Raw genomic sequence first — 16,171 nt, forward strand, 5'->3', positions numbered from 1 at the left:
GGAAAGATGGCTAATTATTATACAGACATACCGGAACTCAAGTTTCACTTGAACAATCCGATGATGAAACGTATTTGCGAACTCAAAGAACGCAATTACAGAGATAAAGATGAATTCGACTATGCTCCGCTAGATTTTGAAGATGCTGTAGACTCATACGATAAAGTATTGGAGATTACCGGAGAAATCACTGGGGAAATCATAGCTGCTAATGCAGAAGGTGTAGATGAAGAAGGTCCTCACTGCGCCAATGGCCGTGTAGAATACGCTTCCGGAACCAAACAGAATTTGGACGCTATGGTAAAAGCCGGGCTGAATGGCATGACCATGCCACGCAAATTCGGTGGTTTGAATTTCCCGATCACTCCGTACACCATGTGTGCAGAAATCGTAGCCGCTGCCGATGCAGGTTTCGGAAATATCTGGTCTTTGCAGGACTGTATCGAAACACTGTACGAATTCGGTAATGCCGACCAGCACAGCCGTTTCATCCCTCGTGTATGTCAGGGTGAAACCATGTCTATGGACTTGACAGAACCGGACGCAGGTTCCGACCTTCAATCAGTTATGCTGAAAGCTACTTACAGTGAAAAAGACGGTTGCTGGTTGCTGAACGGTGTGAAACGTTTCATTACAAACGGAGACGCTGATATCCACCTTGTACTGGCACGTTCGGAAGAAGGAACAAGAGACGGTCGCGGTTTGTCTATGTTCATTTATGACAAACGTCAAGGCGGGGTAAACGTACGCCGTATCGAAAACAAACTCGGTATCCACGGTTCTCCTACTTGCGAATTAGTATACAAGAATGCAAAAGCCGAACTTTGCGGTGACCGTAAACTCGGTTTGATTAAATACGTGATGGCTTTGATGAACGGTGCCCGTCTGGGTATTGCCGCACAATCTGTAGGATTGAGCCAGGCTGCTTACAATGAAGGATTGGCCTATGCTAAAGACCGTAAGCAATTCGGCAAAGCAATCATCGAATTCCCGGCAGTATACGATATGCTGGCTATCATGAAAGGTAAATTGGATGCCGGACGTGCTTTGCTGTACCAGACAGCCCGCTACGTAGACATCTACAAAGCATTGGATGATATCGCCCGCGAACGTAAGCTGACTCCGGAAGAACGTCAGGAACAGAAAAAATATGCTAAATTGGCCGACAGCTTTACTCCGCTAGCCAAAGGTATGAACTCCGAATACGCCAACCAAAACGCATACGACTGTATCCAGATTCACGGTGGTTCAGGATTCATGATGGAATATGCTTGTCAACGTATCTACCGCGACGCACGTATCACTAGTATCTACGAAGGAACTACCCAATTGCAGACTGTAGCCGCCATCCGTTATGTCACCAATGGCTCTTATATCTCCACTATCCGCGAGTTTGAAACCATTCCCTGTTCACCGGAAATGGAACCGTTAATGTCCCGTCTGAAGAAGATGGCTAACAAATTTGAAGCAAGCACCAACGCTGTAAAAGAAGCACAAGACCAGGAATTACTTGATTTCACTGCTCGCAGACTGATGGAAATGGCTGCCGATATTATCATGTGCCACCTGTTAATTCAAGACGCTAGCAAGAATCCCGAACTGTTTGCTAAATCTGCACACGTATATCTGAATTATGCGGAAGCAGAAGTAGAAAAACACGCCGGATTCATCGAAAATTTCGACAAAGAAGACTTGGCTTTCTACAAGAAGTAAGAAAGTTTCCGGTCTAATAATAAAAAAGGCTGGACCCAACAAAATTGAGTCCAGCCTTTCTTATTTCTTCATTATAGCCGCCCTTCCTACATTGTTACCAATCCGCATCTTCTATTTCCCGTTCCCGATACAATAAAAGCTGATTACGGAGTGAATTCATTTCACGTCTCATAGCTTCCATTCTTTCCAGCAAATGATGAATTGCATCGATACCTTCCATGTTAATGGCAAGATCATAATACATTCTGCTATAACGTTCAACACTCGGAAGTTCTGACAAAAACAAATAATGCTCACCTCCTTCGGTATGTACATTTATCAACCCACCTTCTTCCAACATATCTATGAATGAAGGCTCAATATGACATTTGTGACAGTATTCACTGACAATAATTAATTCAGTCTGCATAGCACTCATTCTTTTTAGTTCATACTCTGTAACTCACGGAACAACTCTTTCTGTCTGTCCGTCAAGTTTGTTGGAATCTTGACAGAATAGGTCACAATCAAGTCACCAAATTGTCCTTCCTTTTTATATACCGGGAATCCTTTGCCTTTCAGACGGACTTTCGTTCCGTTCTGTGTTTCCGGCTTTATCTTCAGTTTCACTTTACCATCCAGCGTATCAACCACTTTCTCTCCTCCCAATACGGCAGAGTAAAGGTCTACCTCCACATCTACGTACAGATCATCACCCAGACGTTTGAACACCGGGTCTTCCGCTATGACAAAAGTAATATACAGATCACCGGCCGGTCCACCATTGACACCTTCGGCACCATAGCCTTTCAGTTTAATGACTTGCCCGTTGGCCACACCGGCTGGAATAGTGATACGTACCTGTTTACCATTGACAGTCAATATCTGCTTATGCGTTTGGGCAGCGTCACGAAGAGACAAATGCAGCTCTGCATTAAAGTCCTGCCCACGGAATCCTGCAGCACCCTGTCCTCTTCCACCCCGATGTCCACCGAACATCGATTCGAAGAAATCGGAAAATCCACTGGCGTTACCACCGGAAAATCCTTCTCCATCGGAACTGTACCAATACGTCCCGTTGCCGTCAGAGAAACCCTGTCCGCCACCGAATCCGCCGAACCCGCCTGCACCACCAAAGCCTCCGGCCTGTTGCTGTGCCCGCTTCTGTGCTTCGAACTCATCGGCATGCTTCCAATGCTCTCCGTACTCATCATACTTTTTACGTTTCTCCGGATCACTCAGCACTTCATTTGCTTCATTGATCTCCTGAAACTTATCCTTTGCACTCGGATCATTCGGATTCAAGTCGGGATGATATTTCCTGGCCAACTTACGAAAAGCCTTTTTGATATCATCCTGAGAAGCACTCTTGTCTACCCCAAGAACTTTATAATAATCTATATAGGCCATGTTTTATGAATTTAATCGTTCATACATCATACGGCAAATAACACGCCAAGCACGCTTTTGGATGCAAAAATTAACAAGGATTAATACCTAATATTTAATACTTTATATTCCTCTCCTCCAGCATTCGGAAGTCTTGCTTCTTCATGCCCAAATCATCCAATGAACGGGGTTCATTGTGATCATTCAGATAAACCCTTGGTTTCATTACGTAGTCCGGAGCCGTCACAGCCTGCGAATCATCCCGGTAAGAAGTTTCTATTCCGCCTAAGGACAGCATTGTAGGGAAGAAAGAGCTACTGGAAGAAACATTCTTATCCTTATTTTCAATAGCGGTATTCCAGCGTTCGGGATACGTTTCGCGGTAATCATCGGACATCCAAATCAAGAATGGTACATGAAGCTGATAATAAGAAGGTACAGGAGAAGCGTGGAGGAACAGATGACGGGAATCGTCGAAAATATCCTCTCCATGATCCGAAGTATAGAGCATGGCGGCATCAGCCTGCTGATTTTCCAATATACGGATAAGCCGTGACAAAAAGCGGTCCGTATAACGGATAGAATTATCGTAGGCATTTATCAGATTATCCCGGTATTTCTTTTCCGCATCAACCGGATAATCGGGTGTAAAGAAAGCATCTCCCGACGGGTAACGCTCGCGATAGTTAAAGTGGGAACCGTAGGTGTGAAGTACGATGAATTGTTTCGTTGCACCTTTCGCCAGTTCCTGCTCCACCAATTTCAGAAGTTCATCGTCAGAAGGATTATAGGTAGAACCGACCGAATCTTCTTTTATAAAATCATACGTATCGGCTTCCATTCCGAAGAAGTCGATAAATGAATGGTTATAACGTTGGTTGGAGAAAAAAGCCGTCCGGAATCCTGCCTCTTTGAAAGCGGTGATGATTCCTTTTTGATGGTAGATAGAATCGTAGTTGCAGGCAGTAGCGTCCGACATCAACATGGGGACACTTTTATGTGTCGTATTCGACTCTGTCAACACTTTCGGGAAAGCAATCAGACCCGTTTGCCGGGATAAGAGCGGGTTCGTTTCACGTTCGTAACCATACAATTGCCAGTTTAGGGCACGAGAGGTTTCTCCTACGACCATTACATATACTTCCTGTTTTCCCTCCGGATGAGTAGGCTGGGCATGGAAAGTAAAGTCTTTGGATGTACGGTGGTAATCCTGTGTCAGAGCTGTTCTTTGAAAGGCAAGACCTACATTATAACATACGTTTAGCGGGTATAAATCAGATTTCAACTCATATCCCGAATCCTGCACATAGGCTCCGACAAGACTAAGAAGGGAGATGCCAAAGACCAGGAAGGCTCTCTTCCGTTCCCTGCGAATGAACTCTACCGTGAGTTTCCGTTTACGTATAATTGAAATCGTCCCTAATATCAGGGCAGGTACATAGAGTATGATTACAGCAATAATGGCAGGTGTAAGATTATCGAGCAGTTCCAATGCCTCACTCGAATTGGTGGTGACCAGATTCAGAAACATATCGACAGCGATAATGGACTGGCCGAATAAATAAAGCAACACGATCTGAAAAGCTCCGAAGAACAGGAACAGGAATAAAATCCACAGCATCTTGCCGCAATTCCTCGACAAAGTCATCAACAGGTAATAGCAACCGAAAGGTAACAACACATTGGCGACTTTTGCCATAAATGGTAAAGGCTCTGTAAAACAGAGTACTATATTAGGTACTATCAAGATAAACAGAAACAGATAAAACAGATGTTCCTGATTCTCCAACCAATTCTTTATATTCTTAAAAAGCTTCATTGATGTTAAAAATAAATCCGGTCTGGTGTTTGCCAAACCCTAAATCCAAACGTACATTTACTCTCTTCTTAAACTCCCAACGATAACCGAAACCATAGTTAGGCAGAATGTGTTTCGGGGTGAACTCGGAGAATCGTGGAAAAATCGTTCCCGCTCCTGCCCATACAGCCACTCCATTCCGCTTCCATACGTGTTGGCGGAGTTCTATTTGTGCATCCATAGCACACTTGTCCCGATAGCGTCCTTCATAATATCCGCGCATGGAGTAGGAACTTCCCAGCGTTGCCATCAAGCCCCAGGGAGTATCTCCATAAGTAAGCAATGTGTGGAATTGCCCTGCCAGTACTCCGCCCTTCCATACCGGTTGATAATAGCTGGTAGTGAGTTCTGTGCTGCTAAACGCATATTTATTACCGAGAAAAGCCGGACTGAACCGTTGGTCTACCCGCAAGTAATAGCCATGATATGCATTGGTCAGGAAATCACGTGAATCATAAAGGAGGGAAAGTCCCAGGCTGGTATTGGTAGTTCGCGCGGCCATTCCTTCCCATAATTCCGGTTTCTCAAAGTTCCGTCCGTCAATATAATCGAATACGGCCATCGGTCCGATGTAGAAGTTCTTTGCCAGCCGGAACATAAAATCGACTTTCACCTGTGCCTGAAAACGTTTATAATCACTTTCGTTATCAGAGTTCGCTCCATTGTCATATCCCCGTCCCCAATACAGGCTGGGGAAAGAATAGAAATACAGATTGTAATTCAACCGGTATTTATCTTGCGGGAACAGATGGTTTCCACGGACTCCCAACAGATAGAAGCCGACCGTCGACACATCTCCGTAAAGAGAGACATTGGAAGGAGGAAGAAGCGAATCAATCCGATCGGTACGATATAATCCGGCTGCCACCAGTCCGAGTCCGAACTTGGTATCACTGGAATAGTGAGGGCCGCCTATCACACTGAAATCAAACTTTTTATTCTTTTTTTCCTTATTGGCATCATTGAAGTAATCAAGAAACTTCTTAAAGAAGCTGCGCTTCGCCGGAACAGAATCTTCAATGATTACAGGTATAGAATCCTCCGGCAGTTCAATTTTTGTAGAATGCAGTTGCGCGCCCAATGGGGTTTGTGTCAATAACAAAATCGCGAATATGATTAGCCTGTTCTGTCTAGTATCCATCATCATAAGAAGTAGAAAACATTGCGGACAAAGTTAGTTTCAAACTTCTTATAAAAACAGAGATTTAGGCGTTTTTGTTGTTCCGGATTTCCTTTTTAACGTTTTAAAAGTCTTATAAACTCGTCTACATCCTCCTTTGTGGCATCAAAAGAAGGTTCAATGCTTCCGATACACAAAGCGGAAAAAGAATAAAAAACGAGAATCTCCAAAGCCCTGACCGTTCCGTCATTCCTCCGGAGACTCTTCTGTTCCCGTTAAAGCGTCAGACTCTTTTAGCCAATATAAACATTCACACAGAGATATACATAAAGTTCTTCATCGCACTGATCGAACTCTATTTTGCTCTCTCTTGACAACCACCCCAAAGCGGCACCCAGCTCTTTATCTTTCAGCCCGGATTTTCTCTTCAAAAGTCCATAGCTCCACTTCTCATTATTGCTAAGCAGTTGCCAAACCTTACCGGCATTCACGCCGATTTCATTTTTGTTCATTTTTCTAGAGTTATTAAGAGGTTTAATACATTAGGTTAAGATTTCGCCTATAAAGATAACAAAAGGATATTGCAATTGTTTATACATCTTCACTAGAAAGTTGTTACAGAATTAATTTTAACATAAAAGCGATGATGTGTCCCGACACAGAGACGTTATTAGCATATGTTAAAGTAGAACTTTTCTTTGCAGCCATCTGTTATTACATAAAAATCAATCCTAAACCAATTACAGCTATGGCAAAAAAAATAGCAGAACAGTTGATAGATACTCTGGTAAAATCCGGAGTTGAACGCATCTACGCCGTAACAGGCGACAGTCTGAATGAAGTAAACGAAGCAGTCAGAAAAAACAATCAAATAAAATGGATACATGTGCGCCACGAAGAAACAGGGGCGTATGCCGCTGCGGCAGAAGCACAACTGACCGGTCGCCCGGGATGCTGCGCGGGAAGTAGCGGGCCGGGACATGTTCATCTGATTAACGGCTTGTATGACGCGCACCGATCCGGCGCACCGGTAGTCGCTATCGCCTCTACAATTCCTACCGGAGAGTTCGGTACGGAATATTTTCAGGAGACAAATACCATCAAACTTTTTAACGATTGCAGTTATTATAATGAAGTAGCCACTACTCCCACACAATTTCCACGTATGCTCCAGTCGGCCATACAAACGGCTGTCACCCGCAAAGGGGTGTCCGTTATCGGGCTTCCGGGTGACTTGGCAAAGGCTTCTGCCGTTGCTGTCGACTCGTCGGTTATCAACTATCCTGCCCCACCGGAAGTTTGTCCGTCAGAAGAAGATCTGGCTCAATTAGCCGATATGTTAAACAAACATACACGCATCACTCTTTTCTGCGGCATCGGTTGCCGGGGAGCTCACGAGGAAGTGATTGCGCTTTCCGAGAAGCTGAACGCTCCGGTTGTATATACTTTCAAAGGAAAGATGGAGGTGCAATATGAAAATCCGTATGAAGTGGGTATGACCGGATTGCTGGGAATGCCGTCGGGCTATTACAGTATGCATGAAGCCGAAGTGCTTCTCATGCTCGGCACCGACTTTCCATATTCCGCTTTCTTGCCGGATGACATCAAGATAGCACAGATTGACATAAAGCCCGAACGTCTGGGACGTCGAGCAAAGGTTGATATCGGACTTTGCGGCGATGTTAAACTTAGCATCCAAAGTTTATTGCGTATGCTGAATCCGAAGACGGATGATTCGTTCCTGTTGAAACAACTCAAAAGATATGAAGGAGTAAAGAAGGATCTGGCTGCTTACACGGAAGATAAAGGCGATGTAAATAAGATTCATCCCGAATATGTGATGTCTGAAATAGACAAACTAAGCTCGGACGATGCTGTGTTCACAGTAGATACAGGAATGACTTGTGTATGGGGAGCGCGTTATCTGCAAGCGACAGGTAAACGCCACATGCTGGGATCTTTCAATCATGGTTCTATGGCAAATGCTTTGCCGCAAGCCATCGGTGCCGCACTAGCCTTTCCAGATCGTCAGGTAGTGGCACTTTGCGGAGATGGCGGATTGTCTATGACTTTAGGAGATTTGGAAACAGTTGTCCAATATAAGTTGCCGATCAAAATCATCGTATTCAACAACCGCTCACTGGGAATGGTGAAGTTGGAAATGGAAGTGGACGGACTGCCGGACTGGCAAACAAATATGCTGAATCCCGACTTTGCCCAAGTGGCTGAAGCGATGGGAATGGCAGGGTTTAATGTCAGCGATCCGGAAGAGGTGTTGACTACCTTACTTAATGCATTCGAACTGGATGGTCCGGTACTTGTAAATATCATGACTGATCCGAATGCACTGGCCATGCCTCCGAAAATTGAATTCGGACAAATGGTGGGTTTTGCACAGTCGATGTACAAGTTGTTAATCAACGGCCGCTCACAAGAAGTTATCGATACTATCAATTCTAACTTTAAGCATATACGGGAGGTATTTTAAGTTATTCTCTTTTTAAGTTCTTCAATACCTCTCCCAAGGTATGACTTACTATTATTGCTAATCGCAGTAAGGTAAGTCATACCTTTTTATAGTCTATTTTATAGTCTATCTTGAAGTGGAAATCATTTTATTTTCTTATGTTTGCAATTATCAAAAAGTGAAAACACATGGAAAAGCCCGACTTTTCGCCTTTATCCCGACAAGCTCTACATGCAGATAAAAAAGAGTGGAATCAATTCCTTTCTATTTTTTTATTGGCAGTGGGCGTTGGCTTTACAGTGGCAGGCATCGTCTTCTTTTTTGCCTATAACTGGGATAAACTACCTAAATTTGCAAAATTAGGAATGGTAGAAGTATTATTAGTAGCCTCTGTCCTGCTCGCTACATTTACCCGTTGGAGTAAGCTCGTCAAACAAATTCTCCTCACCGGAGCTACATTTCTGATAGGTACGCTTTTCGCTGTCTTCGGACAAATTTACCAAACAGGGGCCGATGCTTACGATCTCTTCCTGGGGTGGACTCTTTTCACCATTCTCTGGGCGATTGCTATCCGCTTCGCTCCGTTATGGCTGACCTTCATCGGACTACTTTGTACTACGATATGGCTGTATAATATACAAATTGCCGGCTATGGCTCTTGGGAAATAACTCTATTGGGCAATGCAGTAACCTGGATATGTGCCGTGGCAACTATTATTACGGAATGGATGAGTGCAAAAGGTCATTTGAACAGAAACAATCATTGGCTTGTCAGTCTTCTTTCGTTGGCTACCATTCTACACACCAGCTTTCTGTTAATAGCGGCCATCTGTGATGATTATACCATATTATCTGTTCCTCTCATAACTACTGTCCTTCTATTCGCAGCGGGACTTTGGTACGGATGGAGAGAAAAGAGTCTGTTCTATCTGGCTATCATTCCTTTTGCCACATTAATGATTTTATTGACTACATTCATATCTAAAAGTGATCTTAGGGATGTTCAGATATTCTTCTATGGAGGAATCATTGTCATCACCGGGACAACTTTACTTATTTACATCATTCTTCATCTAAAAAAGCAATGGTATGGCACAGAAGCATAACCTCACCATTCAAGTCGTATCCATTATCGGGGGAATCCTGACGGCTATTTTCTTTCTGGGATTTCTGGCACTTGCCAGAATCATTCAATCCGAGATTTCCAGTCTGATTATAGGAACTATGTTAATCATTACTACGTTAATAATCAGCCGCGTCGTTATCCGGCCTTTTCTGGATGCGATGAACATCACTTTATATATAGCAGGATGCGTATTGGCAGGCTTTGGCATGAGTGCTAATATTCATGCCCTCTTCTTTATACTTATAATAATCAGTATACTCACCTTCTTTTTATCAAGAGGATTCATTCTCCCCTTTCTTTCAGTCATTCTGTTTACTATATCTTTATTTGGAGAAGCTGTCTATGTCTTTTCTTCATTTTATCCCCTTCAAATTGCAGTAGTCCCTATCCTTGCAGCATTTCTATTTACGAATGTCTTCGAGGCAAAGCTGTTTAAGTGTGCAGAGACGGGGAATTACTTTTCCAAATACAGGCCATTTCATATCGGCTTATTCGTATCCGGTATCGTTTCACTGGGAGGATTATCAATCAATTATCTGGTATCAGAGACAAATAGCTGGTTCATATCCTGCATACTGTCCGTTTGTATATGGATAGGACTTCTTATCATGATTCAACGAATCATGCAGGTCATGAAAGTGGACAACCCAGTAAATCAGGTTGGTATCTATATTCTTTGTATTATCATTTGTCTGCCTACCGTATTTGCTCCTTATTTATCCGGTAGTTTGCTACTGATTTTAATATGTTTTCATTATGGTTATAGAGCAGAGTGTGCCGCTACACTCCTTCTCTTTATCTATGCTGTTTCCAAATACTATTATGATTTGAATTTGAGTCTGCTCACCAAATCCATTACGCTTTTCTTCATCGGAATTGCATGTATTGCAGCCTGGTATTTCTTCACTCAAAAAAGAACAAGACATGAAAAAATATAGCCGAATATTGATTATCGTAAACCTGATACTTTTACTAGGATATTTCAACTGGTCGGTTTATAAGAAAGAGCAGATCTTGAAAGACGGACGGTTGGTTTTGTTACAGTTAGTTCCTGTCGATCCCCGCTCTCTTATGCAAGGAGACTATATGAGACTTAACTACCAGGAAGCCTCATCAGCTCCGGTAGACGAACAAACTGCCAAACGCGGTTATGCCGTACTTCGAACTGACAGTAATCAGGTAGGAGAAATAGTACGACTGCAAGATGCTTTAGAACCTGTAAACAGTGATGAACTGGTCATCAAATATAAAATAGTACATCACAGGCTCTTCCTCGGTGCCGAGTCTTTCTTCTTCGAAGAAGGACAGGATACCCTTTATCAAAAAGCCGTATATGGCGGACTGAAAGTGAATGATAAAGGACAAAACTTACTTGTAGGACTGTATGATAAGGACTTTCATCGTATTCAATCCGATAAATAAATAATAATCAAGTAGGAGCATGAGGATTAAAAGAGATTCTTTTAAGTTCAGAACAGTTTATAACAAAAAAGTCGCTTTCGGTAAACCGAAAGCGACTTCTATATTCATTCTGCGAAAGCCGGAATTACATCATTCCACCCATGCCTCCCATTCCGGGAGCACCCATCGGCATTTCTGGCTTATCTTCCTTCTTTTCTACGATTACACATTCAGTAGTCAGGAACATACCAGCGATAGAAGCTGCATTTTCCAAAGCTACACGAGCAACCTTAGCAGGATCTACCACACCGGCAGCGTGCAAGTTTTCGTAAACATCCGTACGGGCATTGTAACCGAAGTCACCCTTTCCTTCACGTACTTTCTGAACAACTACAGCACCTTCTTTACCGGCATTAGCTACAATCTCACGAAGCGGTTCCTCGATGGCACGTTTGATGATACCGATACCGGTTGTCTCATCAGCATTGTCACCTGTCAGACCTTCCAAAGATTCGATGGCACGGATGTAAGCTACGCCACCACCCGGAATAATACCTTCTTCGATAGCAGCACGGGTTGCACGCAATGCGTCATCTACACGGTCTTTCTTTTCTTTCATTTCCACTTCAGAAGCAGCACCTACATAGAGAACAGCTACACCACCTGACAATTTAGCCAGACGTTCCTGCAATTTCTCACGGTCATAGTCAGACTTAGTTGAAGCAATCTGAGCTTTGATCTGTTCGCAACGTTCCTTGATGCTGTCTTTGTTACCTGCACCGTTTACGATTGTTGTATTGTCTTTAGAAACAGTAACCTTGTCGGCAGTACCCAACATTTCGATGGTAGCCTGTTCCAGTTTCAAACCTTTTTCTTCACTGATAACAACACCACCTGTCAGGATAGCAATATCCTCAAGCATTTCTTTACGACGATCACCGAAGCCCGGAGCCTTCACTGCACAAATCTTCAATTGAGAACGCAGACGGTTTACTACCAATGTAGTCAACGCTTCGCTATCTACATCTTCTGCAATTACCAACAAAGGACGACCTGTCTGTACAGCCGGTTCAAGGATAGGCAAAAAATCTTTCAGGTTAGAAATCTTCTTGTCGTAGATCAGGATGTAAGGTTTCTCCATCTCACATTCCATCTTTTCCGTATTTGTTACGAAATAAGCCGACAAGTAACCACGGTCGAACTGCATACCTTCCACTACGCCGATGGTAGTATCAGTACCCTTAGCTTCTTCGATAGTGATAACACCGTCTTTAGAAACTTTACGCATAGCGTCAGCAATCAATTTACCGATCACCGGATCATTGTTTGCAGATACAGTAGCCACTTGCTCGATCTTATCGTAGTTGTCACCTACTGTTTCAGCTTGGTTCTTGATTGATTCCACCACTTTGGCAACCGCCTTGTCGATACCGCGTTTGATATCCATCGGGCTGGCACCCGCTGTTACGTTCTTCAAACCCTCAGCTACGATAGCCTGAGCAAGAACAGTTGCAGTAGTTGTACCGTCACCTGCATCGTCACCTGTCTTAGAAGCGACCTCTTTTACCAACTGTGCACCAGTATTCTGATAAGCGTCAGCCAATTCGATTTCTTTAGCTACTGTCACACCGTCTTTTGTGATGTGCGGAGCACCGAACTTCTTCTCAATGATAACGTTACGTCCTTTCGGACCAAGAGTTACTTTTACTGCATTCGCCAAAGCGTCGACACCTTTTTTCAATTGGTCACGGGCATCGATATTGAATAATATTTCTTTTGCCATCTCTTTATTTACTATTTAAAATTTTACTATCTACTATTATTAATTAACCCAAAACAGCGAGAACGTCGCTCTGACGCATAATTAGATATTTAGTACCTTCAACGTCAAGTTCTGTTCCGGCATATTTACCATAAAGAACTGTATCGCCTACTTTCAATACCATTTCTTCGTCTTTCGTACCGTGACCTACTGCCACAACTTCACCCTTCAAAGGTTTTTCTTTTGCTGTATCAGGAATAATGATACCACCAATTGTTTTTTCTTCTGCAGGTGCAGGGAGGATAAGCACTCTGTCTGCTAATGGTTTAATGTTCATAGTTACTTTTATATTTTAGTTATACATTTAATGTTTAGATGTTACCCGTCATTTTCAGGCGGAACGCTAAAAACATTGCGAAAAGTGTGCCAAAGCAGTTTAGTGATTCTTTGTCAGAAATTGAACTGACAAAATGGCTGTCCGCTTACCTCGTTATGGCAAAAACAAATGAATCCCGTGCGAAAGTTTTCGCACGGGATTCATATTATACCTTATTACGTTAAAATAATCTTATAGCTTTTCTATTTTTTCTTCCGAAAGACCGGTTATCTTAAGAATCATCTATTGATCCAATTTTCAAGTCGGATCTTTGATAAGTTCTTAAAATCCCTGATATTTTCTGTAACCATTATCATTCCATGCACAATAGCAGAACAACCTATCAATAAATCAAAGTTATCTTCTGCCGGAGTTCCAGCTAAACGCAAGCGAACTTTTTCTGTAGCAAATAAATCAAGCGCCCCTGTTATAGGCAACACACAGATAGAAGATAAAAATCTTTCAAGACTTTGCCGACGATCTTTTAGCCCTTTTCTACGCCCTAGCTCAGCACCGTACTTTAGCTCGGCTACTGTTATTTCTGATATGCAGCAATTCTCCAATCCTACGCTATCAATCTTTTTGTCTACATCATATTTTCCTCGTAGAAGAAATATACAAATATTTGTATCAAGCAAATACTTTTCCATTATTCTAAAAGGCTTCTATGTCATTTTTAAACCTTCGGGACACCTTTATTTCTTCCGCTAAATCCTCTGGTACATCATCATCTCTCCAAACTCCATAGAAACTACTAGCCGAAATCTTCGTTTTTACTTCTTGATGAAGAAGCGAGTTACTTAATCGGGCTATCAATTCCAACTTAGCCTCATTGCTAAGATCCTTCAACATATTCCAATAAATATTCTCATTCGGCAAATTCAAAGTATCATCCATATTAACCTCCAATCTTTATATACTACAAAGATACACTTTCCGATGCAATATAACACAAAATCCCGTGCGAAAGTTTTCGCACAGGAATCATATTATGCCTTATTATAACATGAGTTTGATATATTAATAGTCTTCACCTTTTCACTGTAACTCCTTATTCATCGGTATTAGCGGGTGAAGGGCGACATCTTCACCCGCACTTACACCTCCGGTCCATTAATAACAAGCTTACTTTCTATAGGCACTAAACTTCTTTTCTATTATAGATAAACCTCTCTTCTTCCGAATATAAAATTCTTTTGCACTAGTCGCAATCTATAAACGCAAGTTGCGTTTATAAAAACAAAGCTTGCGTTTATAAAAACAAAGGCTTCGTTTTTATAATCAAAGCCTTCATTTATAGTTTATCCATAACCCAAAAGAAGTTCAGTGCCTATAGAAAGGGAGTTCAGATCTCATAGAAAAGAGGTTTATCTACAATATACGCCCGCCATCAGACCAATTGTCGGTATGCATAGACAGCCTTAAAAAAGAGAAAAGAGGGTGAAAGATATGCCCTTCACCCGCTAACGCCCATGAATAAGGCGTTATAGCGAAAAGGTGAAGGGCATACCACATTTGTACGACACACGGACATCATACAACTTAATTCCGGTAAATCAGACAGATAGAAAGTCTTTTCGTACTTTTCTTCGGCCTCAGTCAAGCCATACTTTGCTCTCGTAATTTTCCGTACAAGTTCCCTTTGAACACTCTCCAATGCGTTCACTTCTTTGTCCAACAGTTCCAAAGCTGAACCTTTCTGTAACAGATAAGAACGGTCTGAGTATTTTATCATGGAAGTGGGCACTGCCTTATTATCCTTTTTATATTGTTCAATCATATATCGCAAAGCTTCCGATCTATATTTACAAACGGTCTTCCGTTCCGCATAATATAATTCTTTATAAGCATTGTCTTCACTTCTCAACTTCTTCCAAAAAGCAGAAAAAGCTGCCGACAACGCATCTTTCTCTTCCTTAGATACAACCTCCGTTTGTCTCTTTTTAAGTTCCCTATATTCCTTATATGTATTTAAGAACTTATCCAGCGCATCTTTACAGACTTTATGCTCAAGCCGGTAATTTTCCAATGAAGCAGGACGGTTATACTCAACAATCTCCTGCAGGTAAGGCACATCATTCCAACTGATATACTTATTATTCGCTTCACAATAGTCTGCGTAAGCACTCACAAGTTGCCAACTATACTCTTTTGTTTTCTGATTCAGTTCTTCATTGATGGCCGACAAACTTTTCTCCATTTCCTGTAAATCCTGCGCTAATGCGGTCTGCATACTCCCCCATCCCGAAATGAATAGACAAAGGACGCTTAATAATGTTGTTTTCATAATATAATGATTTTAAATTATAGACTTGCCATGTATTTCCAAAGCGGGGCGGCATTCAGCGACTGCATAATTTCGTTATTCTCAAGCAACGTCCTCACCTCCTCCAATGTGAGCAAATGCACAGAAATATCTTCCGTAGCTTCCAAATGTTGATGATCTATCAGTTCCACATCTGTGGCGAGAAAACAATGAGTCAAGTTGGTGTGAGTACTCGGATTAGCCGAAACTACCATATATTCCTGCCAGTTCCCATTGCCATACCCTGTTTCTTCCCACAATTCGCGCTGGGCGGATACCAGTGGCGAAACATCTTCCTTCTCGCACACACCGGCGCAAAGTTCATAACAAGTCCGTCCGATTCCAGGACGGTACTGACGAACAAAAACAAATTTACCTTCTTTGGTGATGGCAATCGTATTCACCCAATCGGGATATTCTAAGATATAATATTCTGGGATATGATTCCCATTTGGGAGCAACATATCTTCGCAACGTACAGTTAGCCAAGGGCGGCGAAACAGGTACTTGCTACTCAAAGTTTGCCATGCTTTATTCTTTTCTTCCATGAGGTTTCATTTTTTCATAATACAAATATAGGAATTTCCAGCGAACCACCTCACTTCGCCTGTTTATTTTCTTTTATTACAAAAAACTTAAATATTGAAATAGTGTTCGTATCTTTGCACCGGCTAA

General features: G+C 42.3%; 15 protein-coding genes and 1 pseudogene. 5 read left to right on the plus strand and 11 right to left on the minus strand.

Annotation, left to right across the window (positions count from 1 at the left end; all coding sequences use genetic code 11):
* Positions 1-6: 6 nt before the first annotated feature.
* Positions 7-1,713 carry an acyl-CoA dehydrogenase family protein gene (locus tag ACNOGP_RS20480; RefSeq protein ID WP_418213589.1) on the plus strand — a complete coding sequence of 569 codons (1,707 nt, stop codon included), beginning with the start codon at positions 7-9 and terminating at the stop codon, positions 1,711-1,713.
* A gap of 94 nt (positions 1,714-1,807) precedes the next feature.
* On the opposite strand, the gene ACNOGP_RS20485 is transcribed toward ACNOGP_RS20480, so the two are convergent.
* The 5 genes from ACNOGP_RS20485 to ACNOGP_RS20505 form a co-directional block, all read right to left on the minus strand.
* Complete coding sequence (locus tag ACNOGP_RS20485) at positions 1,808-2,122, minus strand: chaperone modulator CbpM (RefSeq protein WP_007758508.1); 315 nt, start codon at positions 2,120-2,122, stop codon at positions 1,808-1,810.
* 14 nt (positions 2,123-2,136) lie between these two features.
* Positions 2,137-3,102, minus strand: a complete 966-nt coding sequence (locus tag ACNOGP_RS20490) for a DnaJ C-terminal domain-containing protein (protein WP_143868016.1) — start codon at positions 3,100-3,102, stop codon at positions 2,137-2,139.
* Positions 3,103-3,196: 94 nt separating this feature from the next.
* Entirely contained in the window at positions 3,197-4,900 is a 1,704-nt protein-coding gene (locus ACNOGP_RS20495; protein WP_418213590.1) for a sulfatase-like hydrolase/transferase, read from the minus strand.
* Positions 4,887-6,086: a BamA/TamA family outer membrane protein gene (locus ACNOGP_RS20500; protein WP_418213591.1), complete on the minus strand. Its 1,200-nt coding sequence runs from the start codon at positions 6,084-6,086 to the stop codon at positions 4,887-4,889. Before ACNOGP_RS20500 ends, ACNOGP_RS20495 begins: the two co-directional genes overlap by 14 nt.
* A 266-nt stretch (positions 6,087-6,352) precedes the next feature.
* On the minus strand, positions 6,353-6,571 hold the full coding sequence (locus tag ACNOGP_RS20505) for a winged helix-turn-helix domain-containing protein (protein WP_007758501.1): 219 nt from the start codon (positions 6,569-6,571) through the stop codon (positions 6,353-6,355).
* A gap of 236 nt (positions 6,572-6,807) precedes the next feature.
* On the opposite strand from ACNOGP_RS20505, the gene ACNOGP_RS20510 reads away from it, so the two are divergent.
* The 4 genes from ACNOGP_RS20510 to ACNOGP_RS20525 all read left to right on the plus strand — a co-directional run bounded on the left by ACNOGP_RS20510 (position 6,808) and on the right by ACNOGP_RS20525 (position 11,074).
* Complete coding sequence (locus ACNOGP_RS20510; RefSeq protein WP_418213592.1) at positions 6,808-8,547, plus strand: thiamine pyrophosphate-dependent enzyme; 1,740 nt, start codon at positions 6,808-6,810, stop codon at positions 8,545-8,547.
* A 167-nt stretch (positions 8,548-8,714) separates the two neighbouring features.
* Complete coding sequence (locus tag ACNOGP_RS20515; protein ID WP_418213593.1) at positions 8,715-9,632, plus strand: DUF2157 domain-containing protein; 918 nt, start codon at positions 8,715-8,717, stop codon at positions 9,630-9,632.
* The gene (locus tag ACNOGP_RS20520) at positions 9,616-10,590 is read left to right on the plus strand and encodes a DUF4401 domain-containing protein (protein ID WP_418213594.1); all 975 of its coding nucleotides are present in this window, start codon (positions 9,616-9,618) and stop codon (positions 10,588-10,590) included. The genes ACNOGP_RS20515 and ACNOGP_RS20520 overlap by 17 nt, the downstream gene beginning before the upstream one ends.
* Positions 10,577-11,074, plus strand: coding sequence for a GDYXXLXY domain-containing protein (locus ACNOGP_RS20525; RefSeq protein ID WP_418213595.1), 498 nt, complete (start codon positions 10,577-10,579; stop codon positions 11,072-11,074). The genes ACNOGP_RS20520 and ACNOGP_RS20525 overlap by 14 nt, the downstream gene beginning before the upstream one ends.
* A gap of 124 nt (positions 11,075-11,198) precedes the next feature.
* On the opposite strand, the gene groL is transcribed toward ACNOGP_RS20525, so the two are convergent.
* The 6 genes and pseudogenes from groL to ACNOGP_RS20555 all read right to left on the minus strand — a co-directional run bounded on the left by groL (position 11,199) and on the right by ACNOGP_RS20555 (position 16,044).
* Positions 11,199-12,836 (minus strand): chaperonin GroEL, encoded by a 1,638-nt coding sequence (gene groL / locus ACNOGP_RS20530; RefSeq protein ID WP_418213596.1) that lies wholly within the window; start codon positions 12,834-12,836, stop codon positions 11,199-11,201.
* 43 nt (positions 12,837-12,879) lie between these two features.
* Positions 12,880-13,152 (minus strand): co-chaperone GroES, encoded by a 273-nt coding sequence (locus tag ACNOGP_RS20535; protein WP_004314007.1) that lies wholly within the window; start codon positions 13,150-13,152, stop codon positions 12,880-12,882.
* A 278-nt stretch (positions 13,153-13,430) separates the two neighbouring features.
* Positions 13,431-13,841 carry a type II toxin-antitoxin system VapC family toxin gene (locus ACNOGP_RS20540; protein WP_007758488.1) on the minus strand — a complete coding sequence of 137 codons (411 nt, stop codon included), beginning with the start codon at positions 13,839-13,841 and terminating at the stop codon, positions 13,431-13,433.
* Positions 13,842-13,845: 4 nt separating this feature from the next.
* Complete coding sequence (locus ACNOGP_RS20545; RefSeq protein ID WP_007758487.1) at positions 13,846-14,088, minus strand: hypothetical protein; 243 nt, start codon at positions 14,086-14,088, stop codon at positions 13,846-13,848.
* Between the two features lie 670 nt (positions 14,089-14,758).
* Positions 14,759-15,478: pseudogene (locus ACNOGP_RS20550) on the minus strand (DUF5039 domain-containing protein); the annotation flags it as partial.
* 17 nt (positions 15,479-15,495) lie between these two features.
* Positions 15,496-16,044 (minus strand): NUDIX hydrolase, encoded by a 549-nt coding sequence (locus tag ACNOGP_RS20555; protein WP_418213597.1) that lies wholly within the window; start codon positions 16,042-16,044, stop codon positions 15,496-15,498.
* Positions 16,045-16,171: the final 127 nt, after the last annotated feature.

Source organism: Bacteroides difficilis (assembly GCF_048319815.1).
In the GTDB taxonomy this organism is placed as follows: Bacteria; Bacteroidota; Bacteroidia; order Bacteroidales; family Bacteroidaceae; genus Bacteroides; species Bacteroides zhangwenhongii.

What these genes read in the sequence shown, in the direction of transcription:
- ACNOGP_RS20510 (WP_418213592.1), top strand. Translation starts at nt 6,808, where the DNA reads ATGGCAAAAAAAATAGCAGAACAGTTGATAGATACTCTGGTAAAATCC.
- ACNOGP_RS20520 (WP_418213594.1), top strand. Translation starts at nt 9,616, where the DNA reads ATGGCACAGAAGCATAACCTCACCATTCAAGTCGTATCCATTATCGGG.
- ACNOGP_RS20525 (WP_418213595.1), top strand. Translation starts at nt 10,577, where the DNA reads ATGAAAAAATATAGCCGAATATTGATTATCGTAAACCTGATACTTTTA.
- groL (WP_418213596.1), bottom strand. Translation starts at nt 12,836, where the DNA reads ATGGCAAAAGAAATATTATTCAATATCGATGCCCGTGACCAATTGAAA.
- ACNOGP_RS20495 (WP_418213590.1), bottom strand. Translation starts at nt 4,900, where the DNA reads ATGAAGCTTTTTAAGAATATAAAGAATTGGTTGGAGAATCAGGAACAT.
- ACNOGP_RS20480 (WP_418213589.1), top strand. Translation starts at nt 7, where the DNA reads ATGGCTAATTATTATACAGACATACCGGAACTCAAGTTTCACTTGAAC.
- ACNOGP_RS20555 (WP_418213597.1), bottom strand. Translation starts at nt 16,044, where the DNA reads ATGGAAGAAAAGAATAAAGCATGGCAAACTTTGAGTAGCAAGTACCTG.
- ACNOGP_RS20490 (WP_143868016.1), bottom strand. Translation starts at nt 3,102, where the DNA reads ATGGCCTATATAGATTATTATAAAGTTCTTGGGGTAGACAAGAGTGCT.
- ACNOGP_RS20505 (WP_007758501.1), bottom strand. Translation starts at nt 6,571, where the DNA reads ATGAACAAAAATGAAATCGGCGTGAATGCCGGTAAGGTTTGGCAACTG.
- ACNOGP_RS20515 (WP_418213593.1), top strand. Translation starts at nt 8,715, where the DNA reads ATGGAAAAGCCCGACTTTTCGCCTTTATCCCGACAAGCTCTACATGCA.
- ACNOGP_RS20540 (WP_007758488.1), bottom strand. Translation starts at nt 13,841, where the DNA reads ATGGAAAAGTATTTGCTTGATACAAATATTTGTATATTTCTTCTACGA.
- ACNOGP_RS20545 (WP_007758487.1), bottom strand. Translation starts at nt 14,088, where the DNA reads ATGGATGATACTTTGAATTTGCCGAATGAGAATATTTATTGGAATATG.
- ACNOGP_RS20535 (WP_004314007.1), bottom strand. Translation starts at nt 13,152, where the DNA reads ATGAACATTAAACCATTAGCAGACAGAGTGCTTATCCTCCCTGCACCT.
- ACNOGP_RS20500 (WP_418213591.1), bottom strand. Translation starts at nt 6,086, where the DNA reads ATGATGATGGATACTAGACAGAACAGGCTAATCATATTCGCGATTTTG.
- ACNOGP_RS20485 (WP_007758508.1), bottom strand. Translation starts at nt 2,122, where the DNA reads ATGCAGACTGAATTAATTATTGTCAGTGAATACTGTCACAAATGTCAT.